General features: G+C 68.4%; 23 protein-coding genes and 1 riboswitch. Of the genes, 13 read left to right on the plus strand and 10 right to left on the minus strand.

What is annotated here, in order from left to right; translation table 11 throughout:
• Positions 1-134 precede the first annotated feature (134 nt).
• The 3 genes from DMB37_RS18675 to DMB37_RS18685 are packed head-to-tail and all read left to right on the plus strand — an operon-like array spanning position 135 to position 5,104.
• On the plus strand, positions 135-1,523 hold the full coding sequence (locus tag DMB37_RS18675) for a hypothetical protein (RefSeq protein ID WP_135233814.1): 1,389 nt from the start codon (positions 135-137) through the stop codon (positions 1,521-1,523).
• Positions 1,520-2,500, plus strand: a complete 981-nt coding sequence (locus tag DMB37_RS18680) for a glutamate ABC transporter substrate-binding protein (RefSeq protein ID WP_135233815.1) — start codon at positions 1,520-1,522, stop codon at positions 2,498-2,500. The genes DMB37_RS18675 and DMB37_RS18680 overlap by 4 nt, the downstream gene beginning before the upstream one ends.
• Before the next feature lie 6 nt (positions 2,501-2,506).
• The gene (locus DMB37_RS18685) at positions 2,507-5,104 is read left to right on the plus strand and encodes a serine/threonine-protein kinase PknG (RefSeq protein WP_240772448.1); all 2,598 of its coding nucleotides are present in this window, start codon (positions 2,507-2,509) and stop codon (positions 5,102-5,104) included.
• A gap of 378 nt (positions 5,105-5,482) precedes the next feature.
• Here the strand turns inward: DMB37_RS18685 and DMB37_RS18690 are convergent, their stop codons facing one another.
• Complete coding sequence (locus DMB37_RS18690) at positions 5,483-6,691, minus strand: acetate kinase (RefSeq protein ID WP_135233816.1); 1,209 nt, start codon at positions 6,689-6,691, stop codon at positions 5,483-5,485.
• 122 nt (positions 6,692-6,813) lie between these two features.
• Positions 6,814-8,886, minus strand: coding sequence for a phosphate acetyltransferase (gene pta / locus DMB37_RS18695; protein WP_135233817.1), 2,073 nt, complete (start codon positions 8,884-8,886; stop codon positions 6,814-6,816).
• Between the two features lie 184 nt (positions 8,887-9,070).
• Between pta and DMB37_RS18700 the strand changes: the two genes are divergently transcribed.
• On the plus strand, positions 9,071-9,577 hold the full coding sequence (locus DMB37_RS18700) for a nitroreductase family deazaflavin-dependent oxidoreductase (RefSeq protein ID WP_135233818.1): 507 nt from the start codon (positions 9,071-9,073) through the stop codon (positions 9,575-9,577).
• A 50-nt stretch (positions 9,578-9,627) separates the two neighbouring features.
• Here DMB37_RS18700 and DMB37_RS18705 read toward each other — a convergent pair whose 3' ends face one another.
• On the minus strand, positions 9,628-10,080 hold the full coding sequence (locus DMB37_RS18705; protein ID WP_135233819.1) for an RpiB/LacA/LacB family sugar-phosphate isomerase: 453 nt from the start codon (positions 10,078-10,080) through the stop codon (positions 9,628-9,630).
• Positions 10,081-10,148: 68 nt separating this feature from the next.
• Here DMB37_RS18705 and DMB37_RS18710 point away from each other — a divergent pair, with 68 nt between their 5' ends.
• Positions 10,149-10,790 (plus strand): type 1 glutamine amidotransferase family protein, encoded by a 642-nt coding sequence (locus DMB37_RS18710; protein WP_135233820.1) that lies wholly within the window; start codon positions 10,149-10,151, stop codon positions 10,788-10,790.
• A 55-nt stretch (positions 10,791-10,845) separates the two neighbouring features.
• Entirely contained in the window at positions 10,846-11,298 is a 453-nt protein-coding gene (locus DMB37_RS18715) for a MarR family winged helix-turn-helix transcriptional regulator (protein WP_135233821.1), read from the plus strand.
• A 50-nt stretch (positions 11,299-11,348) separates the two neighbouring features.
• Here the strand turns inward: DMB37_RS18715 and DMB37_RS18720 are convergent, their stop codons facing one another.
• Entirely contained in the window at positions 11,349-12,107 is a 759-nt protein-coding gene (locus tag DMB37_RS18720) for an HAD-IIA family hydrolase (protein WP_107661029.1), read from the minus strand.
• Between the two features lie 295 nt (positions 12,108-12,402).
• On the opposite strand from DMB37_RS18720, the gene fgd reads away from it, so the two are divergent.
• The gene (gene fgd / locus DMB37_RS18725) at positions 12,403-13,413 is read left to right on the plus strand and encodes a glucose-6-phosphate dehydrogenase (coenzyme-F420) (protein ID WP_135233822.1); all 1,011 of its coding nucleotides are present in this window, start codon (positions 12,403-12,405) and stop codon (positions 13,411-13,413) included.
• Between the two features lie 56 nt (positions 13,414-13,469).
• On the opposite strand, the gene DMB37_RS18730 is transcribed toward fgd, so the two are convergent.
• The 3 genes from DMB37_RS18730 to DMB37_RS18740 all read right to left on the minus strand — a co-directional run bounded on the left by DMB37_RS18730 (position 13,470) and on the right by DMB37_RS18740 (position 15,815).
• Positions 13,470-14,684: an O-succinylhomoserine sulfhydrylase gene (locus tag DMB37_RS18730; RefSeq protein WP_135233823.1), complete on the minus strand. Its 1,215-nt coding sequence runs from the start codon at positions 14,682-14,684 to the stop codon at positions 13,470-13,472.
• A 73-nt stretch (positions 14,685-14,757) separates the two neighbouring features.
• Positions 14,758-15,174: a rhodanese-like domain-containing protein gene (locus tag DMB37_RS18735; RefSeq protein ID WP_135233824.1), complete on the minus strand. Its 417-nt coding sequence runs from the start codon at positions 15,172-15,174 to the stop codon at positions 14,758-14,760.
• A 14-nt stretch (positions 15,175-15,188) separates the two neighbouring features.
• Positions 15,189-15,305: riboswitch (SAM riboswitch) on the minus strand.
• A gap of 63 nt (positions 15,306-15,368) precedes the next feature.
• The gene (locus tag DMB37_RS18740; RefSeq protein WP_135233825.1) at positions 15,369-15,815 is read right to left on the minus strand and encodes a hypothetical protein; all 447 of its coding nucleotides are present in this window, start codon (positions 15,813-15,815) and stop codon (positions 15,369-15,371) included.
• Positions 15,816-16,163: 348 nt separating this feature from the next.
• Between DMB37_RS18740 and DMB37_RS18745 the strand changes: the two genes are divergently transcribed.
• The gene (locus DMB37_RS18745) at positions 16,164-17,555 is read left to right on the plus strand and encodes an FAD-dependent oxidoreductase (RefSeq protein WP_135233826.1); all 1,392 of its coding nucleotides are present in this window, start codon (positions 16,164-16,166) and stop codon (positions 17,553-17,555) included.
• A 60-nt stretch (positions 17,556-17,615) separates the two neighbouring features.
• Positions 17,616-18,488, plus strand: coding sequence for an amidohydrolase (locus tag DMB37_RS18750; protein WP_135233827.1), 873 nt, complete (start codon positions 17,616-17,618; stop codon positions 18,486-18,488).
• A 48-nt stretch (positions 18,489-18,536) separates the two neighbouring features.
• On the opposite strand, the gene DMB37_RS18755 is transcribed toward DMB37_RS18750, so the two are convergent.
• A complete protein-coding gene (locus DMB37_RS18755) occupies positions 18,537-19,019 on the minus strand; it encodes a DUF456 domain-containing protein (RefSeq protein ID WP_135233828.1) in 483 nt (160 codons plus the stop codon).
• 301 nt (positions 19,020-19,320) lie between these two features.
• On the opposite strand from DMB37_RS18755, the gene DMB37_RS18760 reads away from it, so the two are divergent.
• Positions 19,321-20,418 (plus strand): CaiB/BaiF CoA-transferase family protein, encoded by a 1,098-nt coding sequence (locus DMB37_RS18760; protein ID WP_135233829.1) that lies wholly within the window; start codon positions 19,321-19,323, stop codon positions 20,416-20,418.
• A gap of 54 nt (positions 20,419-20,472) precedes the next feature.
• On the opposite strand, the gene DMB37_RS18765 is transcribed toward DMB37_RS18760, so the two are convergent.
• Complete coding sequence (locus DMB37_RS18765) at positions 20,473-21,297, minus strand: SDR family oxidoreductase (protein ID WP_135233830.1); 825 nt, start codon at positions 21,295-21,297, stop codon at positions 20,473-20,475.
• Positions 21,298-21,429: 132 nt separating this feature from the next.
• Here DMB37_RS18765 and DMB37_RS18770 point away from each other — a divergent pair, with 132 nt between their 5' ends.
• Entirely contained in the window at positions 21,430-22,020 is a 591-nt protein-coding gene (locus tag DMB37_RS18770; RefSeq protein ID WP_135233831.1) for a TetR/AcrR family transcriptional regulator, read from the plus strand.
• Between the two features lie 125 nt (positions 22,021-22,145).
• Here DMB37_RS18770 and DMB37_RS18775 read toward each other — a convergent pair whose 3' ends face one another.
• Positions 22,146-23,651 (minus strand): PLP-dependent aminotransferase family protein, encoded by a 1,506-nt coding sequence (locus tag DMB37_RS18775; RefSeq protein ID WP_135233832.1) that lies wholly within the window; start codon positions 23,649-23,651, stop codon positions 22,146-22,148.
• A 61-nt stretch (positions 23,652-23,712) separates the two neighbouring features.
• On the opposite strand from DMB37_RS18775, the gene DMB37_RS18780 reads away from it, so the two are divergent.
• Positions 23,713-24,165 carry a hypothetical protein gene (locus DMB37_RS18780; RefSeq protein WP_135233833.1) on the plus strand — a complete coding sequence of 151 codons (453 nt, stop codon included), beginning with the start codon at positions 23,713-23,715 and terminating at the stop codon, positions 24,163-24,165.
• 55 nt (positions 24,166-24,220) lie between these two features.
• Complete coding sequence (locus tag DMB37_RS18785; protein WP_135233834.1) at positions 24,221-24,790, plus strand: methylated-DNA--[protein]-cysteine S-methyltransferase; 570 nt, start codon at positions 24,221-24,223, stop codon at positions 24,788-24,790.
• Positions 24,791-24,828: the final 38 nt, after the last annotated feature.

Genomic DNA, 24,828 nt, shown 5'->3' on the forward strand with positions numbered 1-24,828 from the left:
CAAGCAGGGGTATTTCACACGCCACGGCACCGCTACGACCACAATAAACTCCGCAACGACAGACACGGGGTGACCGGATATCCGGTCGGTCCGTCGAGAAATCCGCGAATGCGGCCCAGACTGGGGAGGTGGACATGGCTCGGATCGAGCAGGCGACGGCGGTACTCCGGCCGTCGCCCACCGCCGAGCTCGCCGCGCGGGATAGTCCGGGGGCACTGCGCGCCGCGTTCATGCGCGAGCAGTTCGACCCGGCCCGGATGCGCCTGTTCGCCAGTTCCTCGCCGGGGCGGCTGATCGCGATCGGGCTGGTGCTCATCGGCGTGTGCCTGGCCGCGGGCTGGGTGACCGGCGCGACGGTGAGCGATCGGCAGCAGACGCTGGACGTGCTGCTCGACGACACCGAGCCGGATGCGTACTCCGCGCATCGGCTCTACACCTCGCTGTCCATCGCGGACGCCGCGGCCAGCACCGCGTTCATCGCGGGCGGGCTGGAGCCGCAGGCGGTGCGGGACCGCTACAGCCAGGCGGTCGGCGAGTCCGCCGCGGAATTGGTCGCGGAGGCAGGCCGCGCCGCGGGCACCGCGCCGGGCGTGCCCGACAACACCGATGCCCAGCTGCGCACCGGCATCGCCACCAGCCTGCCGGTGTACACCGGCATCGTGGAGACCGCGCGCGCGAACAACCGCAGCGGCTACCCGGTGGGCGCCGCGTACCTGAGCGAGGCCTCCAACCAGATGCAGACGGCGGTGCTGCCGATGGCCGAGGAACTGCACAACCGGCGCTCGGCGGCGGTCACCGAGGCGCAACGCAACCACGTCCGGCCGCCGTGGACCGCCATCGTGCTGGTGCTGCTCGCGCTGGCCGCGCTGGTGTGGGCACAGTTCGACCTGGCCAAACGCTGGCGCCGGGTGCTCAACCCCGGGCTGCTGCTCGCCTCGGCGGCGGTGCTGGTGCTGCTGGCGTGGACCGTGGTCGCGGGTGCGGTGTCGGCCACCTCGATGATCAACGGGCGCGACGACGGCGCGGTGCCCGCCTCGCGGCTCACCGAGAGCCGCATCCTCGCCCAGCAGGCGCGTTCGGCGGAGACGCTGAAGCTGGTGAACCGGGACGCGACCGGCGACTACGACCGGACCTATGACGCGAACATCGCCCGCCTCGCCGATCTACTCGGCGGCTACCCGAGTTCCGCGCCCGCCGCCGACGAAGTGCGCAATGCCATTCCGGCACTGGGTCGTTGGCGGGTGGCGCATCAGCGGATGAACGACACCCTGGCCCGCGGCGACTACAACGGCGCGGCCACGGTGGCGACCGGACCGGGCGCCGCCGATGTCGCGGCCCAGGTGGACGCACTGGACAAGGCACTGGAGCAAGGCATCGACGAGACGCGGGATACATTGCGCGACAACATCTCCCAGGCCGCCCGAGTACTCGACTTCCTCGGCCCCGGCGCGCTGGTGCTCGGCATCATCGCGGCGGGCTGCGTCGGCCTCGGACTCTGGCCGCGGCTGCGGGAGTACCGATGAGGCGCGGGCACGGCCTCCTCGCCGTCGCACTCGCCGCCGTCGCGCTGGTCGGCGGCTGTACCAGCGACGCGCCGCCGCCGCTGCCGACCAGCACCGCCAAGTACACCGAACCACCGTTGCCCGCCAAAGCCGTTCCAGTGCTGACCGATTCGCCGATCGCGACGCCGAAGGACCAGCAGTGCGGCGACCCGACGGCGAGCCTGCGCCCGACCGGCGAGGGCACCGCGGCGCGCGGGCCGACGATCGATGCGATCCGGGCCCGCGGCAGGCTGATAGTCGGGCTGGACGCGGGCAGCAACCTGTTCAGCTTCCGCGATCCGACCTCCGGCGCCATCGTCGGCTTCGACGCCGATATCGCCAGGGAGATCGCGCGTGACCTGCTCGGCAGCCCGGACCTGATCGAATATCGCACCCTCGGCTCGGCCGACCGGGAACAGGCGCTGCAGAAACACGATGTGGACCTCGTCGCGAAGACCATGACGATCACCTGTGAGCGGCGGCAGAAGGTCACCTTCTCCACCGTGTACCTGCGGTCCAAACAGCGGGTGCTCGCGATGAAGAGCTCCGGGATCAACGGCATCGCCGATCTCGCGGGCAAGCGGGTGTGCATCGTGCGCGGCACCACCTCGCTGGACCGCATCCGCCACTATCAGCCCGCCGCCACCGTGCTCTCGGTGCCCACCTGGGCCGACTGCCTCGTCGTGCTGCAGCAGCGGCAGGTCGACGCGGTGAGTACCGACGACTCCATCCTGGCCGGCCTGGCCGCGCAGGATCCCTACACGGCCGTGGTCGGCGACACCATCAGTGTCGAGCCCTACGGCATCGGGATCCCCAAGGGCGACGACGATCTGGTGCGCTTCGTGAACGGCACGCTCGACCGCATCCGCAACGACGGCACCTGGGACCGCAGCTACGCGCAATGGTTGACCGTGCTCGGCCCGTCGCCGGGGCCGCCCGCACCGAATTATGTGGACTGACGGCCGATGAACACAGCTGACGACGCCACCTCCGAGTCGGACGAATCCGTCTCCACCCCCATGGTTTCCAGCGAGGGTGCGGAAGAGCCTGCGCACACCGAACTATCGCGGGGATCGCGGGAGGTGCCTGCGCACACCGAATTGTCGCGAAGTGCACGGCAAGCGGACGAGCCTGCGCACACCGAGCTGTCGCGAGGTTTACGGGAAGCGGACGAACCCGCGCACACCGAACTATCGCGCAGGGCGGACGAGCCGGCCCACACCGAGCTGACGGCGGGTTCGCGGGAGGCGCAAGAGCCCGCACGTACCGAGATGGCCCGAGGTGCGCGGGACGTGGACGAGCCGGTGCACACCGAACTCGCGCGGGGCTCACGCCCGACACCCAGCGCGGCGGCGTCCGCCGAAACCGTCATCGGCGCATGGCGTACCGACTCCGAGCCGGATTCCGCGGCGACGATGCGGACCTCGGGACGCAGCGTGCGCACCGCGCGGTCCCGGCCGACGGTGCGCAAGCTCGGCGGCGGGCTGGTGCCGATCCCGACGGTCGAGCCGGCCGACCCGCGTGCCGCCGTCTTGACCGATCCCGTTGTGTCGGAAGGCAAACGGTTCTGCTGGCGGTGCGGCAACCCGGTCGGCCGGGCCACCGCCATCCGGCCCGCGCTGACCACCGGCACCTGCGATACCTGCGGCGCCCCTTACGATTTCCGGCCGTCGCTGCACGAAGGCGACATCGTGTCCGGGCAGTACGAGGTGCAGGGCTGCATCGCGCACGGCGGGCTCGGCTGGATCTATCTGGCGATCGACCGCAACGTCAGCGATCGCTGGGTGGTGCTCAAGGGCCTGCTGCACACCGGTGACGCCGAAGCCCAGGCCGTGGCCGTCGCCGAGCGCCAATTCCTGGCCGAGGTGGCGCACGCCAGCATCGTCAAGATCCACAACTTCGTCGAGCACACCGACCAGGACGGTGCGCCGATCGGCTACATCGTCATGGAGTACGTCGGCGGCCGGTCGCTGCGCGAGATCCTCAACTCCTACGACCGCCCGCACCGGATGCCGGTCGCCGAGGCCATCGCCTACCTGCTGGAAATCCTGCCCGCGCTGGAGTACCTGCATTCGATCGGGCTGACCTACAACGATCTCAAGCCTGACAACATCATGGTCACCGAGGACCAGGTGAAGCTGATCGATCTGGGCGCCGTCGCCACCATCGAGTCGTATGGAAACCTCTACGGCACCAGGGGATTTCAGGCACCCGAGATCGCGAAGACCGGGCCGACGGTCGCGTCGGACATCTACACCGTCGGGCGCACCCTGGCCGTGCTCACCCTCGAGATGCCGATGGAGCAGGGCCGCTATCTCGACGGCATCCCCGATCCCGCGGACCATCCGGTGCTGGCACGCTACGAGTTCTTCCACCGCCTGTTGCTGTGCGCGACCGACCCGGACCCGGAGCGCCGATTCCCGTCCGCCCGGGCCATGTCTGCGCAGATGTCGGGCGTGCTGCGGGAAATCCTCGCGATGGAGACCGGCACCGAGCACCCGCAGTTGTCGACGGTGTTCAGCCCGCCGCGGACCAGCTTCGGCACCGAGGAACTGATCAGGCAGACCGACGCGTACGCCGACGGCCGTGCGCGCAGCAAGCTGCTCGAAGCCCGCGATGTGGTTGCGGCACTGCCGGTTCCGCTGCTCGACTCGGGAGACCCGTCGGCGCCGCTGCTGGCCTCCACCGTGCATGCCGAGCCCGCGCAGTCGCTGGAGGCCATCCGGGCCGCCAAGGAACGGGCCGAGACCGACCCGGACAATGCCCCGGAGACCTTGGATCTGGAGCTCCGGCTGGCCGAGGCGCGGGTGCGGCTGGATCTCGGCGAGTCGGCCTCGGTGTTGCATCTGCTGTCCCGGCTCCCCGAAAACGATTGGCGCGTCAGCTGGTATCGCGGGCTGGCCCAGCTGCTCGACGTGGAGTACGAGCAGGCCTTCGCCAGCTTCGACCGGGTGCTGTGCGTGCTGCCCGGCGAGATCGGGCCCAAGTTGGCGCTGGCCGCGACCGCGGAACTGATTCTGCAACATTGGGATTCACCGGATCCGGACCAGTGGCGGGCGTACGCGGAGAAGTTCTACGACACCGTCTGGCGCACCGACCGCGCGGTGGTGAGTGCCGCCTTCGGACTGGCCAGGCAGCTCGCGGCGGTCGATCGCGTGGTGGACGCGGTGCACGCGCTCGACGAAGTACCGGCCGCCTCACGGCATTTCACCACCGCCCGGATGACCGCGGTGCTGCTGTTGCTCACCGCCGCCCCGGTGGCCGAACTCGACGAATCGACCTTGCACATCTCCGCCTCCCGGGTGCAGAGCCTGCCCGCCGGCGAGGGGCGCGCGGTCCAGATGCGGGTGCTCGTCCTCGGTGCCGCCCTGGCCTGGTTGCAAGCGGGCAACACCCCGAAACGGCCCGATGCCACGCTGTTCGGCGCGCCGTTCACCGAACGGTGCCTGCGGGAAGGCACCGAGGCGGGGTTGCGTGCGCTCGCGCGCAGCGCCCCGGGGCGTAACCACCGCTACGCGCTGGTCGATCTCGCCAACTCGATCCGGGCCAAGACCTGGGTCTGAGAAGCTCACGAAATCCTCATGATGGGTTCGGCAGGATCTGTCCCGGATCAGGTGCGCGCGGCACATCGACGCCCGCGCCACACCACCGCATGTCACCGGGACAGCGATGCCCTCGCCGCTCCCGGCCACGCCGCTGCGGACTGCCCTTCGGACCGGCGCTGACATCGGGCGGGAGATCCGGCCCGGTCGGCCTTCCCTCCCGACCGGGCGCTCACCCGCCTCCGTGTATTCAGGCCAGAGTCAGGTGCCGCGGGAGTGACGTCGGCGAGCGGCGGTAATCAGGCGGTCGGGTTGGCCCGTGCCCGGCGAGTTATCCATGTGCTTGCGAAATCTGTTGGCTGCGGATGGGAACAGATCGTTTCGGTGGCGGGGTGGGTGTCAGGCGCTTTCGGCGACCCGGTGCGCGGCGCGGGCGATGGCCAGTTCTTCGTTCGTGGGTACGACCAGCACGGCGACCTGCGCGTCCGGCGGTGAAATGCGCCGGGCGGTGCGGTCTTTCGCGGTGTTCGCCGTGGGGTCCACCTCGATGCCGAAGCGGGACAGGCCGGCCAGGGCGTCGGCGCGGACCTGTGGGCTGTTCTCGCCGACGCCCGCGGTGAAGGTGATCGCGTCGACGCCGCCCAGGTCGATCAGGTAGGCGCCGAGGTAGCGGCGCAGGCGGTGGATGTAGACGTCGTAGGCGAGTTTCGCCGCGGTGTCACCGTTGTCGATGAGGCGCTGCAGTTCGCGGAAGTCGTTGACGCCGGACAGGCCCTTGATGCCGGAATCCCGGTTCAACAGCTTGTCGACCTGGTCGATGTCGAAGTGGGCCGAGCGGACCAGGTGCGCGATGATGCCCGGGTCGAGGTCACCGGACCTGGTACCCATCACCAAGCCCTCCAGCGGGGTCAGGCCCATGGTGGTATCGGTCGGGTGCCCGCCGCGGATCGCCGAGGCCGATGCGCCGTTACCCAGGTGGAAAACGATCTGGTTCAGCTGCGCCGGGTCGCGGCCGAGCAGTTCGGCGACCTGCCCGGACACGTACTCGTGCGAGGTGCCGTGGAAGCCGTACTTCCGGATACCGTGCGCGGCAGCGACTTTGGCGTCGATGGCGTAGGTCTTCGCGGCGTCGGGCAGGCCGTGGAAGAACGCGGTATCGAACACCGCCACCTGCGGCACATCGGGCAGCAGTTCCCTGGCACTCTCGATGCCCGCGACATTTGCCGGATTGTGCAGCGGGGCAAGCGAAGACAGATCGGAGATCGCCGCGACCACGTCGTCGTCGATCAGCGTCGGCTGGTAGAACACCTCGCCGCCGTGCACCACCCGGTGCCCTACCGCGCGGATCCCGGAGCGGGTCAGGTCGTGTCCGGTCGCGGCAAACGTGTCGAAGATCAACCGCAGCCCAGCCGTGTGATCGGCGACGGCGCTGCGCCGCTCGGTGGTTTCGCCGTCGGCGTGATGCTCGATCCCGGCGTTGTCCTCGCCGATTCGGTCGACCATGCCTGCGGCCGTCACCGCGCCCGATTCCGGATCCAGGAGTTGGTATTTGATGGACGACGAGCCGGAATTGATCACCAGCACCAGGTCGTCGGCACTTTCGCTCATCACACCTCCTGTGTTCGGCGGGACACCCTGTCCTGGATTCGGCCGTGGTCCCACACTCCCCAGCAACCTTCCGTGCGGATCGCCTGTTCCGTATCGCGAACCACCTGTGTCTTGAAAGACACTCAGTCCCCCTGCGCTTGGATCGCCGTGATCGCCACGGTATTGACGATGTCGGCGACCAGCGCACCGCGGGACAGGTCGTTGACCGGCTTGCGCAGACCTTGCAGCACCGGCCCGATGGCGATCGCCCCTGCGCTGCGCTGCACCGCCTTGTAGGTGTTGTTGCCGGTATTGAGATCGGGAAACACGAACACCGTCGCCCGGCCCGCCACCTCGGAGTCGGGCAGCTTGGTGGTGGCCACGGTCGGCTCGATCGCCGCGTCGTACTGGATCGGGCCCTCCACCGGCAGCTCGGGCGTCCGGTCGCGGACCAGCTTGGTGGCCACCCGCACCTTGTCCACGTCGGCGCCGCTGCCGGATTCGCCGGTCGAGTAGGACAGCATGGCGATGCGCGGTTCGATACCGAACCGGGCCGCCGTACCCGCCGAGGAGATCGCGATGTCGGCCAGCTGCTCCGAGGTCGGGTCGGGCACCACCGCGCAGTCACCGTAGGCGAGCACCCGGTCGGCGAGACACATGAGGAACACGCTGGACACGGTGGACACCCCGGGCACCGTCTTGATGATCTCGAACGATGGCCGGATGGTGTGCGCCGTAGTGTGCGCGGCGCCGGAGACCATGCCGTCGGCGATGCCCTTGTAGACCATCATGGTGCCGAAATACGAGATGTCGGCCATGGTTTCGCGAGCCCGCTCGACGGTCATGCCCTTGTGCTTGCGCAGCTCGGTGTACTCCTTCGCGAAATCATCGAGGTAGCCGGAGGTTCGGGGATCGAGCACCTCCGCGGCGGAGATGTCGACGCCGAGTTCGGCGGCGCGGGCCCGGACCAGCTGCTCGTCGCCGAGGATCACCAGATCGGCGATCTTGCGTTGCAGCACCCGCCCGGCCGCGCGCAGGATGCGGTCGTCGTCACCCTCCGGCAGCACGATCCGTTTACGGTCGGCCCTGGCGCGTTCGATGAGCTGGTACTCGAACATCTGCGGCGTCACGACGCTGGTGCGCGGAACTTCGATGCGCCGCAACAACTCCACGGCGTCGACATGTTCCTCCATCAACGCGAGCGCGGTGTCTACCTTGCGCGGGCTGCCCGCCGACATGCGGCCCCGGGTGCGGTACGCGGCGCTGGCGGTGTCGTAGGTGCCGAGCTCGGTGGTGAGGATCGGCAGCTTGGGTTTCAGGCCGGTCATCAGCCGGGCCACCGCGGGATGGGGCAGCATGCCGCCGTTCATGATGATGCCCGACAGCGACGGAAAGCCTTCTGCCTCATGCGCGTTCACCACGCTGAGCAGCACGTCGGAGCGGTCGCCGGGCGCGATCACCACCACGCCGTCCACCAGTCGCTCCAGAATGTGTTCGGCGGTCATGCCACCGACCATGATCTTCAGCGCCTCGCGCTGCAGCAATTCCTGGTCGCCGCTGTACATTTCGCCGTCGATGGCGCTACACAGCTCGGCCATGGTCGGCGAGATGAGCAGCGGCACCTCGGGCAGCGTCCAGGTCGGCACGGCGGAGGAGCGCAACGCGGCGGCGACATCATCGATCTGGGCGGGGTCGCAGCGGTTGGCGATGATCGCGACCAACTGCGCGTGTTCCAGAGCCAGCTCGCTCTGGCACAGCTCGGCCAGCTGCTTCACCTCGACGGGCGTGCGATCGGCGCCGCGCACCACCAGCAGCACCGCGGCACCGAGATTCACCGCGATCCTGGCGTTGAAGCGCAGCTCGCTGGGGCTGGCGACATCGGTGTAATCGCTGCCGACCACCACCACCGCGTCGCACACCTTCGCGACCTCGTGGAACCGCATCACGATCTCGCTGATCGCGGCGTCCGGGTCGGCGTGCACCTGCTCGTAGGTGACGCCGGTGGCCTGGGCGTAGTCGATGTCGGCGGTGCTGTGCTCGAGCAGCAGCTCGAGGATGTAGTCGGGCTCGGTGGTCGACCGGGTGATCGGCCGGAAGACGCCGACCCGCGCGGTGGTCGCGCACAGCATCTGGAGCACGCCGAGCGCCACCGTCGACTTCCCGGTGTCCCCCTCGGGCGAGGCGATATACACGGTGGAAGGAGCATGATCGGCCATGTCCGAAAGCTTAGTGAACCAACCGCTAATCGGGCTCGCCTGCGAGACAGTCGTCACGAGCCGTTCGGAATCGGGCGCGGCGGGGATGCCACCTGCGCGGCGCTACCGGCGGCGGGCGGTCCGCGGCCTGCTGACGGCGCTCGCTCGGTCCCGGACACCCCGGATCGGCCGATATAGTCCGCGCATGGCTGAGCAATTTCCGGACCGGCAGTGGGGTTCGCGCACCAACGTACTGTCCCGACTAGCAAACAAGTTCGCCGCGACCAAGCCCGGTTCCTGGGTCGTTCGCAAGATCACTCCGCTGGACCGTGCCCTGCTCGAGCGCACCGACGCCAAGTACACCGTGCTCGGCCCGATCGGCGCCCCGGTGATCCTGCTGACCACCATCGGCCGCAAGTCCGGCCAGCCGCGCACCCAGCCCCTGCTCTACGTGCACGACGGCGACGTGCTGTACGTCATCGGCAGCAACTTCGGCCAGGAACACCACCCCGCCTGGACCGCAAACCTACTGGCCACCCCCACCGCCACCGTGGCCATCGCAGGCCAGCGCATCCCCGTCGTAGCCACCCTCGTCGAACCCGAAGCCAAGGATGCGATCTTCGCCCGCTTCGTCGACCTCACCGGCGCCTACGCCGCCTACCGCGACCGCACCACCCGCGACCTCCGCATCTTCGCCCTCCGCCGCGCATAACCCCAGCTCACAGCCAAGTCGCGACGCCGCCGTGGCGGGCCGCGACCAGGTCAGTGCGGGTTGCCCTGTTCGATCGCGGACAGGTGGGTGATGTTGGCTTGGTCGGCGGGGTCGGGGCTGGGGGTGGCGGTGAACCAGGCGTCGAGGATTTCCTGGAGTTCCGCGGTGGAGGTCGAACGCAGGCTCAGGGCAAGGACATTCGCGTCGTTCCATTGGCGGGCGCCTTTTGCTGTCTCGGCGTCGGCGCAGAGGGCGGCGCGGACGCCGGTGACCTTGTTGGCGGCGATCGAGGCGCCCGTGCCGGTCCAGCAGCAGACGATCGCCTGGTCGGCCCGGCCCTGGGCGACATCGCGGGCCGCGGCCTCGCTGGCCCAGGCCCAGTCGTCTCGTTCGGTCTCCGCGAGTGCGCCGTGCGGCAGCGTTTCGTGTCCGCGCCGGATGAGCTCCTCGACCAGTTCCCGCGCCACTCCGACGCGTTCGTCCGCAGCAACCGAGATCCGCATGTCTCCAGCTTAATGTCGGACTATTCGACCTATTGACAGCATGCTGTCAAATATGACAGGATACTGTCATGACCACGAAGACAGTTCACGTAGCCGTTTACGACACCTTCTCCGACTGGGAGATCGGCGCGACCACTGCGCACATCAACCGGACCACCTGGCAGCGGGAACCGGGCACCTGGCAGACCAAAACGGTTGGGCTGACCACCGATCCGATCACCACGCTCGGCGGGCTGCGCATCGTGCCGGACATGGCACTGGCCGATCTCACGCCCGCCGAGAGTTCGATGCTGATCCTGGCCGGCGCCGACACCTGGGACGGCGAGGAACTCATGCCGTTCGCTCGCAAGGCCCGCGAGTTCCTCGACGCGGGCGTTCCGGTCGCGGCGATCTGCGGTGCGACGCTCGGGCTGGCCAGGGAAGGTCTGCTCGATACGCGCAAGCACACGAGCAATGTTCGGGAATTCCTGCTCTACAGCGGCTACGCGGGGGCCGACAATTACTCGGACGAGGCCGCAGTGACCGATGGCGAGCTGATCACCGCGGGCGGCACCGCACCGTTCGAGTTCGCCCAGGCGGCGCTCGGCAAGCTCGGCGTGTACGAGCCGCACGTGCTCGACGGGTGGTACCGCTTGTACGGGCACTCCGATCCGGCGGGCTGGGCGGTGCTCGCCGAATACGAGGAGCAGCGGTCGGGCGCGCACGTCTGATGGGGCAGAATCACGCGGCGATCCGGCCGGACGGCCGGATCGCCAGGAGGTGGAAGTGACCAGGAATGAACAGGAACTGTTCGCCACGGCCGCCATCACGTCATTTCGACTGAATGGTCAGTTCCTCGCGATCGCCGAGGAACTGGCGCGCCCGGCGGGTCTCACCGCGGCCTGGTGGCAGGTGCTCGGGGCGGTGCTGGCCGAACCGCTGCCGGTGGCGGGCATCGCCCGGGAGATGGGTATCACCCGGCAGAGCGTGCAGCGCATCGCGGACCTGTTGGTGGACAAGGGTCTTGCCGAATACCGGCCGAACCCGGCGCACCGCCGCGCGAAGCTGGTCGCGGTCACCGACGCGGGCCTCGAAGCAGTGCGCCGGATCAATCCACAGCATGCGGTGGTGGCCAAGCGGTTGGTGGACGAGCTCGGCCTCGAACAGCTCGCGGCGACCGTGGAGATGCTCACCATGCTGTCCACCGCCTTGGACGCGATCGTCGAAGAGCAGGTTTGACATGCCCTGCCGCATGACAGAGCACAGCCCGCCGGCGCCCGCGCCCACGATCAGTCCGCGAACGGCTCCTTCGTCCGCCCGACCAGATCGGCCACGGAGTCGAGCACCATGGTCGGCCGATACGGATACGCCTCGACCGAGGCCCGCGTGGAGATACCGGTGGTGACCAGGATGGTGCGCATGCCCGCCTCCAACCCGGAGATGACGTCGGTGTCCATCCGGTCGCCGATCATCACCGTGGACTGCGAGTGCGCGCCGATCCGGCGCAGCGCCGAGCGCATCATCAGCGGGTTGGGCTTGCCGATGTAGTACGGGTCGCGGCCGGTGGCGCGGGTGATCAGCGCGGCCACCGAACCGGTCGCGGGCAGCGAGCCGTCGCGCGACGGGCCGGTCGGGTCGGGGTTGGTGGCGATGAAACTCGCGCCGCGCTCGATCAGCCGGATCGCGGTGGTGATCGCCTCGAAGGAGTAGTTGCGGGTCTCGCCGAGCACCACGTAGTCGGGGTTGCTGTCGGTGAGCACGTAGCCGATTTCGTGCAACGCGGTGGTGAGACCGGACTCGCCGACCACGTAGGCGGTGCCGTTGGGTCGCTGCTCGTCCAGGAAGGTGGCGGTGGCCAGCGCGGAGGTCCAGATCGCCGTCTCGGGGATGTCGAGGCCGGTGTGGCGCAGCCTGGCCTGCAGGTCGCGCGGGGTGCGGATCGAGTTGTTGGTCAGCACCAGGAACGGGGTCTCGTTGGCGCGCAGCTCGGCGAGGAACTCGTCGGCGCCGGGCACCAGTTGGTCCTCGTGCACCAGCACACCGTCCATGTCGGTCAGATAGGACAGGATCGGTTCGTCAGTCACCAGACAATTGTCCGCTATCAGAGAGGTTCCGGGGGGAGGTCCGTGTCGATGCGACCCTTCGCACACTGGCGGGCGCCGACCACGGGCCGGAAACGGCTATGTGCGCGCGTCGGACCGGGCGCATACGATCGCCGAAGGCGGGAAGGTCCGTAACCTCGTTGCGGTTGCAGCGAGACATGACCGCAGCGTGTCGGCGGTCGACAAGGGTGCGGGAATGCCCGCACCGCAGGTGTGCAGCGAAGCGACAGGAGTGGCGCACATGGGTGAGCTCAAGCTCGGATACAAGGCCTCGGCCGAACAGTTCGGGCCGCGGGAACTAGTGGAGATCGCGGTGCTGGCCGAGGAACACGGCCTCGACAGTGCCACGGTGAGCGACCATTTCCAGCCGTGGCGGCACAAGGGCGGGCACGCGCCGTTCTCGCTGGCCTGGATGGCCGCGGTCGGCGAGCGCACCGAGCGGATCCAGCTCGGCACCTCGGTGCTCACCCCCACCTTCCGGTACAACCCGGCCGTGATCGCACAGGCCTTCGCCACCATGGGTTGTCTGTATCCCGACCGGATCATGCTCGGTGTCGGCACCGGCGAGGCGCTCAACGAGATCGCCACCGGGTACAAGGGTGACTGGCCGGAGTTCAAGGAGCGTTTCGCACGGCTGCGCGAGGCGGTCGAGCTCATGCGCGCGCTGTGGACGGGCGACCGCGTGGACTTCGCGGGCGAGTACTACAACACCGTCGGCGCGTCGATCTACGACGTGCCCAAGGGCGGCATCCCGATCTACGTGGCGGCGGGCGGACCGCTGGTCGCGCGTTATGCGGGCCGCGCGGGTGACGGTTTCATCTGCACCTCCGGCAAGGGCATGGAGCTCTACACCGAGAAGCTGATGCCCGCGGTCGCCGAGGGCGCCGCCAAGGCGGGCCGCACCGTCGAGGACATCGACCGGATGATCGAGATCAAGATCTCCTACGACACCGATCCCGAACTGGCACTGGAGAACACCCGCTTCTGGGCCCCGCTGAGCCTGACGCCGGAGCAGAAGCACAGCATCACCGACCCGATCGAGATGGAGGCCGCCGCCGACGCCCTCCCGATCGAGCAGATCGCCAAGCGCTGGATCGTCGCCAGCGACCCCGACCAGGCCGTCGACCTCATCAAGCCCTACCTCGACGCCGGCCTGAACCACCTGGTGTTCCACGCCCCCGGCCACGACCAGCGCCGCTTCCTCGACCTCTTCCAGCGCGACCTGGCCCCTCGCCTGCGCGCCCTGGCCTGATCGACAGCGAAGGCTCCACCCGTCGCAGCGGCGGGTGGAGCCTTCGTCGTTCGTTGCTAGCCGAGGGCGTGGTCGAGGTCGGCGAGGAGGTCTTCGACGTCCTCCAGGCCGACGGAGATGCGGACCACGCCGTCGGAGAGGCCGATGGTGGCCCGGCCTTCGGGGCCCATGGCGCGGTGGGTTGTGGTGGCGGGGTGGGTGATCAGGGATTTGGCATCGCCGAGGTTGTTGGAGATGTCCACAATGCGCAGGCGGTTGAGCACTTCGAAGGCGCGCTTCTTGGCCTCGTGGGCGGGCGCGTTCAGCTCGAAGGTGACCACGGTGCCGCCCGCACTCATCTGGCCGGTGGCCAGGTCGTGCTGCGGATGTGACTCCAGGAAGGGGTATTTCACCCAGCTGACGGCCTTGTTGGTCTCCAGGAAGCGGGCGATGCGCAGGGCCGACTCGGTCGAGTGGCGCACGCGCAGCGGCATCGTCTCCAAACCCTTGAGCAGCGTCCACGCGTTGAACGGGCTCAGCGCCGGACCGGTATGGCGCATCAGCGTTTTCACCGGACCCTCGATGTAGTCCTTGGCGCCGAGGATGGCGCCGCCGAGCACCCGGCCTTGACCGTCGATGTGCTTGGTGCCCGAGTAGACGACGACATCGGCACCCAGTTCGAAACCGCGCTGCAGCAGCGGGGTGGCGAAGACGTTGTCCAGCACCACCTTCGCGCCCGCGGCGTGCGCGAGCTCGGTGACCCGGCGCACGTCTACCAGGGTCTGCATCGGGTTGGCCGGTGTCTCGAAGAACACCGCCTGGGTGGGCACCGACAGCGCCTGCTCCCACTGGTCCAGATCCTCGCCGTCGACGAAGACGGTCTCCACGCCCCAGCGCGGCAGGATCTCGTTGCACACCACGAAGCAGGACCCGAACAGGCTGCGTGCGGCCACCAGCCGATCACCGGCGCCGAGCAGCGCGCCCAAAGCGGTGAATACCGCCGACATTCCGCTCGCGGTCGCGAAACACGCTTCGGCGCCGTCGAGCAGCCGCATCCGCTCCTCGAACATGGCGACCGTCGGATTGCCGTAGCGGGAGTAGACGAAATGCTCGACGTCACCGGTGAACGCGGCCTCGGCGGCCTCCGCGCTCTCGTAGACGAAACCGGAGGTCAGGTACAGCGCCTCGGAGGTTTCCTCGAAACCGGAGCGCCGCAAACCCCCGCGCACACCGAGCGTCGCGGGACCGACCCCTTCGGGAAGCGGCTTGTGGAAAGCACCACCTGTGATCACGACTGCCTCCCTACGACCCACTGCCCCCTGACGACACCGCTGCGCGACCACGCGTCGAGCGAACAGCAGCTACTCATGACTGCCGCCACGGCAAGCCGAGGGCGCGCCAGCCGCTGCCGCCCCGATGTCCGTTCGCGTCGACCGGGCCTTCGAAACCCTCGAGCACGTTGTAGGAGGTGCCGAAACCGGCCTGCGTCGCGGCGATGGCCGCGCCGATGGAGCGCTGCCCGGAGCGACAGAGGAAGATCACCGGCGCCGCCCGGTCGTGCCCGTCCAGCGCCTTGACCAGCTGCTCGGTGAACTCGCCGTTGCGCGTCCCGGTCGAGTCGACCCACTCGATCAGTACCGTCGGGCGCTCGATCGAACTGGTGTCGGGCACGCCGACGAACTTCCATTCGGCCTCGGTGCGCACGTCGACCAGGACGGCTTCGGGGTTGTCTCGCAACAGTTCCCAGGCCTGCTGGGGAGTGATGTCACCGGCATAACTCATCTGGACCCTCCTAGAATCCGCACTTGCCGCGCTCGGGTTTGACGCGCGGCCAGGTCGTCACCCGGAGCACCCCACCGCGGAGGAGGGTTGCCGACCAGTATTGCCGGGGCTTGACACTGGTTCTCATGACCTTCTGCTGAGATTGCCTCGACAGGGGTCACCCTGTCAAACGGCTGCTCACGGTATGAGAATGCTCAATTACAGACCAGCCATTTGTCGCCGGATCGGGTCAGATTCCAGGTCGAGGTGGCCTCGTCGCCGTCGACCTTGGTGGTGACCGTCGCCATCGCGCGATCGCCGTCCACCTTCGGATCGACGAGTTTCGTGATTTCCACGGTCTTTCCGCCGCCGGAGCGCCCGGCCAGCGGGGAGCGTTTCGGGTCGAAGCCCGGGCAGCCCGTGCCTGGTGGGGGCACCAGATCGGTGCTGTTGGAGCCCTCGACGAAGCCGCGCACCGCGGCGGCGATCCGGTCGGATTCTGTGACATTTTTCTCAGCGGGCGACAGCACCCCGCCGATCACGATCCCGGCGAGCACGAGCACCGCGATGACGGCGGCCGCGATGAACGGTGCGACGGAACGCTTGTCGGTCTGATCGACCTTGATGACTTCGTCCTCCGCAGGCTGCTGCTCTTTGCTCATACGAGCATGATCCCTGGTCGGCGGGCCTATCCGGCGCTCACCCCCACCGCGCGCAGCCAGGCCTTGCGAAGCCCGCCGCATTGCAGGGGAATCAGCGCCGCGAGATCGGGTAAGCCGGACAGAACGGATCGCGCGGCATCCGTTCAGTTCACGCACCGGCGGCGGCCGCCTTCGCCACCACCGATAGAATCGCGAGACTGCGGCCTGCTGTCATAGCCGCGACCGGAATGGCCACGAGCCGACAACTCCGGTGTCCGCATCGTCAGGTGCAACCAGCCAGCGCGTAACTTAGCCTAGGCTAAGGAAGACGCCGTATTTGTTTCTCAACCAAAAGGGTGCGCGTAAAAGATGACCGAACAGAGTGCAGCGACTCGCCCGCTCCGCATCGCCATCGTTGGCGCCGGACCCGCGGGGATCTACGCCGCCGACGCCCTGATGAAGTCCGATGCCGAGGTCAGCATCGACCTGTTCGAGCGCATGCCCGCGCCGTTCGGGCTCATCCGCTACGGCGTCGCGCCGGACCACCCGCGCATCAAGGGCATCATCACCGCCCTGCACAAGGTCCTCGACAAGCCGCAGGTGCGCCTGCTCGGCAACATCGACTACGGCACCGACATCACCCTCGACGACCTGCGCACGTTCTACGACGCGGTCATCTTCTCCACCGGCGCCAACGCCGACCGCGCGCTCGGCATCCCCGGCATCGGGCTGGACGGCTCCTACGGTGCGGCGGACTTCGTGTCCTGGTACGACGGGCACCCGGACGTGCCGCGCACCTGGCCGCTGGACGCGGAGAAGGTCGCCGTGCTCGGCGTCGGCAATGTCGCGCTCGACGTGGCCCGGGTGCTGGCCAAGACCGGCGACGAGCTGCTGCCGACCGAGATCCCGCCGAACGTCTACGCGGGCCTCAAGGCCAACAAGGCGCTCGAGGTGCACGTGTTCGGCCGCCGTGGCCCGGCGCAGGCCAAGTTCACCCCGCTGGAACTGCGCGAACTGGATCATTCGCCGACCATCGAGGTCATCGTCGACCCCGAGGACATCGACTACGACGAGGGCTCCGAGGCCGCGCGCAGGCACTCCAAGCAGGTCGACATGATCGCGAACACGCTCGAGCAGTGGGCCATTCGCGACGTCGGCAACCGGCCGCACAAGCTGTTCCTGCACTTCTTCGAGTCGCCGGCCGAGATCCTCGGCGACGAGGAGGGCAAGGTCGTCGGCCTGCGCACCGAGCGCACCCAGCTCGACGGCACCGGCAACGTCAAGGGCACCGGCGTGTTCAAGGAATGGGACGTGCAGGCGGTCTACCGGGCCGTCGGTTACCTGTCGCAGAACCTGACCAACCTGCCGTTCGACGACCAGGCGGGCACCGTGCCCAACGAGGCGGGCCGGGTGATCGCCGACGAGAACGCCGACGGCGCCGACCGCTACGTCCCGGCCACCTACGTCACCGGCTGGATCAAGCGCGGCCCGGTCGGCCTCATCGGCCACACCAAGGGCGACGCCAACGAGACCGTGGCCTGCCTGCTCGACGACAGCGCGAACTTCACCCCGGCCGAGCGGCCGGAGCTGGACGCGGTCACCGAGTTCCTGGAGGGCAAGGGCATTCCGTTCACCACCTGGCAGGGCTGGTACCGCCTGGACGCGCACGAGCGCTCGCTCGGCGAGCCCGAGGGTCGCGAGCGCGTCAAGGTGGTCGAGCGGGAAGACATGCTGCGCGCCAGCGAGCCGCACAAGGTCTGACCCGACGCGCTTGTTGGGTCCGTAACAGCGGAACGACGCGTCCTGAGGCATTCTGTACAGGTGTTCGATGCCCATTTCCACATCTTCGATCCGCGGTTCCCGCGGTTCGAGAACGAGGGCTACCTGCCCGGCCACTTCACCATCGCCGACTATCGAAAGCGCATGTCGCGCTTCGACGTCGGCGGCGGTGCCGTGGTCAGCGGGTCGTTCCAGGGCACCGATCAGACGTATCTGAAGGCAGCCCTCGCCGAGCTGGGCGAGGGCTGGGTCGGCGTCACCCGCCTCGATCTGGACGCCACCGACGACGAGATCCTCGAGCTGGACCGCATCGGCGTGCGCGGGCTGCGGTTCAACCTCAAACGCGCCGCCGCCGACATCACCGGCATGACCTTGCAGGCGCTACGCGCGCACGAGCTGGTCGGCTGGCACGTCGAGGTCTACATCGACGGTCAGATGCTCGCCTCGTTGCAGCCGGTCATCTCCAAGCTGCCGGTCTTCGCCATCGACCATCTCGGCATGTCCGAGGAGGGCCTGCCGTTCCTGCTCGATCTGGTCGATCGCGGCGCCAGGGTCAAGGCGACCGGTTTCGGCCGTGTCTCGATGAACGTCGCCGACACGCTGCGCCGCATCCACGCGGTCAATCCCGAGGCGCTGATGTTCGGCACCGACCTGCCGGGTACCCGCGCGGGACGCCCCTTCCGCGACTCCGACGTCGACCTCATCTGCGATGTGGTCGGCACCGACATGTTCGCCGTCCTGGAGGACAACGCCCGCGCCTTCTATCGGCTGCCCGCCCGGGTCCGCGCTCTGCCCGCCGACCCGGCGCCCACGCTGCCGCTGTACACCGCCGAACAACCCACGTTGCCGATCCGCCGCGACAGTCTCCCCAAACCCGAAGCGGTGGACACCATTCCGTTGCCCATCATCGAGTAGCGCTGGTAGACAACACGACTCGATGCAGGAAGACCTGCTCGGGGTGAACTAGGTGGCGATCGCGCCGACCACCCAGATGCCGGTGGCGAGCAGGGCACCCAGGAGTTCGATGAGCATGGACAGGCCGACGCCCTTGAGCGCGTGCACCGTTGCCTGCCAGGCTTGCTGCCCGACGCGCAGGCGGTGCAGCTCGGAGAGGTAGACGCCGAGCACGAAGCCGACGAACAAGCCGACCACCGGGATCACGAAGAAGCCGATGATGCCGAGGACCGCGCCGAGCACCAGGGAGCGGTTGGCCACGCCCGCGTCCTTCATCTTCCGGCCCGGCCAGGTGTACTTGATGACGCCGGACAGGACGAGCAGAGCCGCGCTGACGGCGAAGACAGTCCAGGCCGTCGCGCCGCCGGTCACGAAGGCCCACACCGCGATCGCGCCGAAGATCAGAATGACGCCGGGCAGGATCGGGATGATGATGCCCAACAGACCGACGAGAACGACCAGGCCGACGATGACCTCACCCGCAGCACTCATGATCGTGCCTCGCTGGGCTCCCGCATGACTCCACCTCACCGCGCAGGCTCGCCGGACGCTCCCGCGAATAGTGCGCTGCTGGGATTGTGTCGTACCGGGTGAGCCGGTGCACGGCGGACGCCGCGTGGACATCGTAAGTGGACCGGCATTCCCGGACCGCGCCTCGACCGTGCGGGGCCGGACGGGAGGGCGTCCGGCGCAGGCGCAGCGTTATTGTCATACTGTCAATACACCCTCCGGGCCCCTTCCGGAGGAGCGCCGGGACGCCGTGCGCTGGATCAACGACGAACCGAGGTAGGGCGTGAGCACTCCATCCACCGCCGTCAAGGGCCCGCTCGCGGGCATCAGGGTCATCGAGCTGGCCGGGATCGGGCCGGGGCCGCATGCCGCGTTGCTGCTGGCCGATCTGGGCGCCGACGTGGTGCGGATCCAGCGGGCCGGCCAGATACCCGGCGGATTCGACCGGCCGCAGCAGCGCGGGCGCACCATCGTCGAGGCCAATCTGAAGGATCCGGCCGACGTCGAGAAGGTGCTCGGGCTGATCGAGAAGGCGGACGTGCTCATCGAGGGCTTCCGGCCCGGGGTGACCGAGCGGATGGGCCTCGGCCCGGATGAGGCGCTCGCGCGCAATCCGCGACTGGTCTACGGGCGGATGACCGGCTGGGGCCAAGAAGGCCCGCTGGCCGATCGCGCCGGGCACGACATCAACTACATCTCCATCACCGGTGTGCTGCACGCCATCGGCCGCAAGGGTGAGCGCCCGGTGCCGCCGCTGAACATGGTCGGCGACTTCGGCGGCGGCTCGATGTTCCTGGTGTTCGGCCTGCTCGCCGCGCTCGTCGAACGGCAGAGCTCCGGCAAGGGGCAGGTCGTCGACGCCGCGATGGTCGATGGCGCACTTGCTCTTTCGCACATGATCTGGGGTATGCGCGGGTACGGCGCGTGGTCCGACGAGCGCGGGGTGAACCTGCTCGATACCGGAATGTCGTTCTACGACACCTACGAAACCGCCGACGGCAAGTACATGGCGGTCGGCTCGATCGAGCCACAGTTCTACGCCCAGCTGCTGGCCGGCCTCGACATCAACCCCGAGGGCCTGCCGTACCAGCTCGATCCGGCGGGCCAGGAAACGCTGAAAAAGCTGTTCACGGAACGCTTCCTGACCAAGACCCGCGACGAGTGGGCGGAGATCTTCGTCGGCACCGACGCCTGCGTCTCCCCCGTCCTCACCTTCGAGGAAGCCACCCGCAACGAGCACATCGCGGCCAGGGGTTCGCTGATCGAGGTCGACAACATCACCCAGCACGCCCCCGCGCCGCGGTTCTCCCGCACCCCCAACGGCATTCCCACCCCGCCGCCCAGCGAGGCGACGCCGATCGAATCCGTTTGGGCGAACTGACTTCTCGCGTCGATCGAGGCCCCGGGGCACAACCCCGGGGCCTTTTTCACGCGCTCAGGCGGCCGAAGCAGGCGCGGGGTTGATCGGGCGGCCGCCGTCGGCCAGCCCGCGGGTGACGAGCTTGGCGATGCGCGCCACCAGGGTGCGCGGGCGACGGGGCATCAGGTGCGCGGCGGCGAAGTTCGATGCGCCTGGCACGACGTAGCCCTTGTTGCGTTCGAGCGCACGCAGCGTGGACTCGACCACCGCCGCGGCGCTGCCCATTCGACCGAGGGCCGCATCGCGGGTACCGACGGTGTCGAAGAACGGCGTCTCCGTCGGACCGGGGCACACGGCGAGGACCTTGATGCCGCGACCACGATATTCACTCCACAACGACAGGCTGAAGTTCAGCACGAAGGCCTTGCCGGAGGAGTAGGTCGCGAAGTAGGGCGACGGCTGAAAAGCCGCGGTCGAAGCGACATTGACGATTTCACCGCTGCCGCGGTCGAGCATGCCGGGGATGAGGCGGCGGGTAAGCCCGGCCAGCGCAACGACATTGACCATCAGCTGATCGTGCTCGCTGTCGACGCCGAGGTCCTCGAAGCGGCCCGCGCTGCCGTAGCCCGCGTTGTTGATCAAGAGGTCGACCGAGAGTCCCCGTGCGGCAAGTTCATCCACCACCCGCGCGGCGGCGTCGGGCTCGGCGAGGTCCTGTGCGATGACCTCGACTCGGCCACCGTGGCGCTGACGTAGTTGTGCGGCAAAGGCTTCCAGGCGCGGCAGCGTGCGGGCGAGCAGGACTAGGTCGTCGCCGCGGGCGGCCAAGGCCGCAGCGAACTCGGCCCCGATGCCGGACGAGGCGCCGGTGATGAGGGCGGTTTTTCCAGTGCTGGTCATTTCGAGCTCCTTCGATGTGATGCAACACCAGAGTAGCCTTATATCTATTAAATGCAACATCAATGTCGCCACTTAAAGACAAGACGCAGCTCACGTGTAGTATCTCGGGAGATCCCAGCGAACGGAGCACCCATGTCGCCCACTTCCGCGCGCCCACTGCGCGCCGATGCCGAACGCACCGTCCGCGCCATCCTGGACGCCGCGGAGCGCGTGCTGAGCGAGCACCCCAACGCGACGCTCGAGCAGATCGCGGAGGCCGCGGGTGTCGCCCGCACCACCGTGCACCGGCGCTTCGCCAACCGCGAGGACCTGGTGCGCAGCATGGCGGTGGCCGCATGGCGGCGCATCGCAGCCGCGGTCGATGCCGCACGGCCACTGACCGCGCCGCCACTGGTCGCGCTGCATCAGGCCACCGCCAATGTCATCGAGATCAAGTACGGGGCGTCCTACGCACTCGACCGGGTGGACAGCACCGACCCCGAGGTCGCCGAACTGCAGGCCGATGTCTTCGCCAAATGCGATGCGGTGCTTGCCAGAGCCCGCGCGGACGGCTTCATCGCCGCCGACGCCGACCCGACCTGGGTGCGGCGGGTCTACCTCACGCTGATCAACGAGACCGTGCACGGCAACGCCGAACTGGACGGCAACGCCGACCCGGATGCCCTCGCTGGTCGTGTCATCGACACGCTGCTCAGCGGCGTGGGTACCGGGCGACGCCAGTAAGCCTGGACGACGAGCACGCTCGACCCACGCCGACGACCGGACGGCGACACCCCGTCAACTGTTGCAGCGCAACGAAATCGGCAGCCGCGAGGATCGCGAGAAGGCGGCGTACGGAGTCAGCCTCGTCAGTAGCAAGTCAACGGCTGGAGCGGATCGGCAGCGCGCGGAGTCAGCGCGTCGTAGGCGGCGGCAATCGCCTTGACTCCCAAGCGAAGTTCGGGCTCCTGATGGGTGAAGGGCAGGCGAATGAAGCGCTCGAACGCGCCCTGCACACCGAATCGCGGTCCGGCAGCAAGCAATACGCCGTGGTTGGGCGCGGTGGCGGCCAGTGCGGTGGACACCGGCGCCGGTAGCTGAGCCCACACCGACATGCCGCCGGCACCGTGCAGGAGGCGCCAGTCCGGCAGCTCTTCGGCCACCGCGTCCAGCAGTGCCGCACGTTGCGCACGCAGTTGATCGCGGCGGCGGTCCAGGATGGTGTCCGCGTTGGCCAGCAGATGGACGGTGGCCAGCTGGTCCATCACCGGAGTGCCGAGGTCGACGGTGGAGCGGATACCGAGCAGCTTGGTGATCAGCGGCTGGTTCGTACGGATCCAGCCGACCCGCAGGCCGCCCCAGAACGACTTGGACGCCGAGCCGATGGTGACGATCTCGTTGCCCTTGGCGAAGGCCGCGACCGGCGGCTGCTGGACCCCGTCGGCGAGGTGCAGATCGCCCATCGACTCGTCGATCACCACGGTCATCCGGGTTTCCCTGGCGATGGCGGCCAGTTCGGCGCGGCCCTCCGCGTCGAGCAGCAGGCCGGTCGGGTTGTTGAAGTCGGGCACCAGGTAGGCCAGGGTGGCGGCGGTTTGCCTTGCGGCACTGCGAATTCCGTCGAGGTCCCAGCCCTTGTCCGGATGCTCGGGGCGCAGCGGCACCGGCACCGGCCTGGCGCCGACGTCGCGGATCGCCTCGATCGCGTTCGGGTAGGTGGGGTGGTCGATGAGCACCCGAGCCGCGGGCGCGGTGAGCACATTCAGCAGCAGCCGCAAACCGTGCTGAGCGCCGAGGGTGACCAGGATCTGGTCCGGCTCGGTGGGCAAGCCACGCTGCGTGAAGCGGCGGGCGATCGCCTCGCGCAGCGCGAGCACGCCGACCGGATCCATACCGTGCGTGCCGAGATAGGCCGGAAGACCCTCCAGCGCAACCGAATACGCCTCCTGCATCTCCAGGGGCGCGGCCATGGCTGCGTAGGTCATGTCGATGGTCGGCAGCTCGGAGGCCGCCATCATCGCCAGGATGCTGCGCGCGGGCTTGCTGCCGTCGTGCTGCACGTCCCGCGGCAGGGCGACGGTGCTGCGCGAACCCTGGCGGCTGATCAGGTAGCCGTTCTCGCGCAGCAGCGAGTAGGTGGAGGTGATCGTGGTGCGGCTGACCCCGAGGGTGGCCGCGAGATCGCGTTCGCTCGGCAGCGCGACGCCGAGCGGGGCGCGCCCGTCGTGGATCAGCAGCCGAATGCCTTCGGCGAGTGCGAGATACGCCGGACGCGCGGACCGGCGCGACGACTCGGTCTCGCCGTCCTCGTCCACATTCCGCCACCGGCCAAGGTCGCGAGCCAAGGTGCCCGCGCCGATCACTCTCGTCGCCATAAGGTCCAGTATCGAGGGAGTGGATATTTAAAGCAAGGCCAGTCGGGCGCAGGCTGGCATCATGACCACATTCGCCGCTTTTCTCGTCGTCGCCGCCTTCGGCTACGCGGTCTATCGCTATTTACCGAAGGGTGCCGAGCGGGCGTTCCGGCTGGAACGATTCCACCCGGCCACCCCGATGTCCGACTGGACCCCTTCGTATTACGACGCCCACCGGCGTTACGCGGATCTGGCCGCCATCTACGGGCGCAGTGACATGCCGGACGAGGTGCCGCCTGCCGTCCGGGAAACCGCCGATACCACGGTGAAAGCCGTTCCGGCGCAACGTTCGGCGTCGTCGGCGCCGGTTGTCCGCGAGCCTGCGGCCGGGCTGTCGAAGAAAACCCCTATCGACCAGTACGCCTGGCGGTCTCGGCGGACCGTCGCGCCCAGTTCCGGCGAGACACGGAAACCAGAGCGCGGCGTGCGCAGGCTCGTGTCGGAGCAGGACACCCTCGACAGCAAGGCCAGTTGAGCAAAACTGGACTGATATCTCGAACTTTGTCAGCCCCACCGTGCACACTGACAGCATGACCGACCCCCGTTGCCTGTCCGCCGAGGCAACACTCTTCGACACCGCGATCGGCATCTGCGCGATCGCATGGAGCGCCACGACCGTGATCCGGTTCCAGCTCCCCGAGGCCAGCCCCGCCGCGACTCGTGCGCGCATCACGCGCCGCCGCGCCGACCTGCCGGACAACGAGGTCCGCGAAGAGACGCCCACCGGTGTGATCGCCGAGGCCATCGCGGGCATCCGTGCTCACCTGGCCGGCGAACTCGACGACCTGCGCTGGATCCCCTTGGACACCAGCGGAATTCCGGAATTCCATCGCTCGGTGTACGAGGTGACCCGCGCCATCGATCCCGGGCACACCCTCACCTACGGCCAGGTGGCCGATCGCATCGGTGCACCCGGTGCCGCGCAAGCCGTCGGACAAGCCTTGGGCCGCAATCCGATTCCCCTCATCATCCCGTGCCACCGGGTGCTCGCCGCGGACAACGCGCTCACCGGTTTCTCCGCACCCGGTGGCGTCACCACCAAGCAGCACCTGCTGGAAATCGAGCGCACGCCGGGCTTCGGGGAACCAACCCTGTTCTGAGCGGGTGGCTCTCGTGCGCATCGGTGGCGATGCTCGGT

This window comes from Nocardia sp. CS682 (genome assembly GCF_004634405.1).
GTDB classification, from domain to species: domain Bacteria; phylum Actinomycetota; class Actinomycetes; order Mycobacteriales; family Mycobacteriaceae; genus Nocardia; species Nocardia ninae.

What these genes read in the sequence shown, in the direction of transcription:
- DMB37_RS18705 (WP_135233819.1), bottom strand. Translation starts at nt 10,080, where the DNA reads ATGCGGATCTCGGTTGCTGCGGACGAACGCGTCGGAGTGGCGCGGGAA.
- pta (WP_135233817.1), bottom strand. Translation starts at nt 8,886, where the DNA reads ATGGCCGATCATGCTCCTTCCACCGTGTATATCGCCTCGCCCGAGGGG.
- DMB37_RS18755 (WP_135233828.1), bottom strand. Translation starts at nt 19,019, where the DNA reads ATGAGTGCTGCGGGTGAGGTCATCGTCGGCCTGGTCGTTCTCGTCGGT.
- DMB37_RS18775 (WP_135233832.1), bottom strand. Translation starts at nt 23,651, where the DNA reads ATGGCGACGAGAGTGATCGGCGCGGGCACCTTGGCTCGCGACCTTGGC.
- DMB37_RS18740 (WP_135233825.1), bottom strand. Translation starts at nt 15,815, where the DNA reads ATGAGCAAAGAGCAGCAGCCTGCGGAGGACGAAGTCATCAAGGTCGAT.
- DMB37_RS18720 (WP_107661029.1), bottom strand. Translation starts at nt 12,107, where the DNA reads ATGGACGGTGTGCTGGTGCACGAGGACCAACTGGTGCCCGGCGCCGAC.
- DMB37_RS18690 (WP_135233816.1), bottom strand. Translation starts at nt 6,691, where the DNA reads ATGAGCGAAAGTGCCGACGACCTGGTGCTGGTGATCAATTCCGGCTCG.
- DMB37_RS18680 (WP_135233815.1), top strand. Translation starts at nt 1,520, where the DNA reads ATGAGGCGCGGGCACGGCCTCCTCGCCGTCGCACTCGCCGCCGTCGCG.
- DMB37_RS18780 (WP_135233833.1), top strand. Translation starts at nt 23,713, where the DNA reads ATGACCACATTCGCCGCTTTTCTCGTCGTCGCCGCCTTCGGCTACGCG.
- fgd (WP_135233822.1), top strand. Translation starts at nt 12,403, where the DNA reads ATGGGTGAGCTCAAGCTCGGATACAAGGCCTCGGCCGAACAGTTCGGG.
- DMB37_RS18735 (WP_135233824.1), bottom strand. Translation starts at nt 15,174, where the DNA reads ATGAGTTATGCCGGTGACATCACTCCCCAGCAGGCCTGGGAACTGTTG.
- DMB37_RS18770 (WP_135233831.1), top strand. Translation starts at nt 21,430, where the DNA reads ATGTCGCCCACTTCCGCGCGCCCACTGCGCGCCGATGCCGAACGCACC.
- DMB37_RS18700 (WP_135233818.1), top strand. Translation starts at nt 9,071, where the DNA reads ATGGCTGAGCAATTTCCGGACCGGCAGTGGGGTTCGCGCACCAACGTA.
- DMB37_RS18710 (WP_135233820.1), top strand. Translation starts at nt 10,149, where the DNA reads ATGACCACGAAGACAGTTCACGTAGCCGTTTACGACACCTTCTCCGAC.
- DMB37_RS18765 (WP_135233830.1), bottom strand. Translation starts at nt 21,297, where the DNA reads ATGACCAGCACTGGAAAAACCGCCCTCATCACCGGCGCCTCGTCCGGC.
- DMB37_RS18685 (WP_240772448.1), top strand. Translation starts at nt 2,507, where the DNA reads ATGAACACAGCTGACGACGCCACCTCCGAGTCGGACGAATCCGTCTCC.
- DMB37_RS18785 (WP_135233834.1), top strand. Translation starts at nt 24,221, where the DNA reads ATGACCGACCCCCGTTGCCTGTCCGCCGAGGCAACACTCTTCGACACC.
- DMB37_RS18745 (WP_135233826.1), top strand. Translation starts at nt 16,164, where the DNA reads ATGACCGAACAGAGTGCAGCGACTCGCCCGCTCCGCATCGCCATCGTT.
- DMB37_RS18675 (WP_135233814.1), top strand. Translation starts at nt 135, where the DNA reads ATGGCTCGGATCGAGCAGGCGACGGCGGTACTCCGGCCGTCGCCCACC.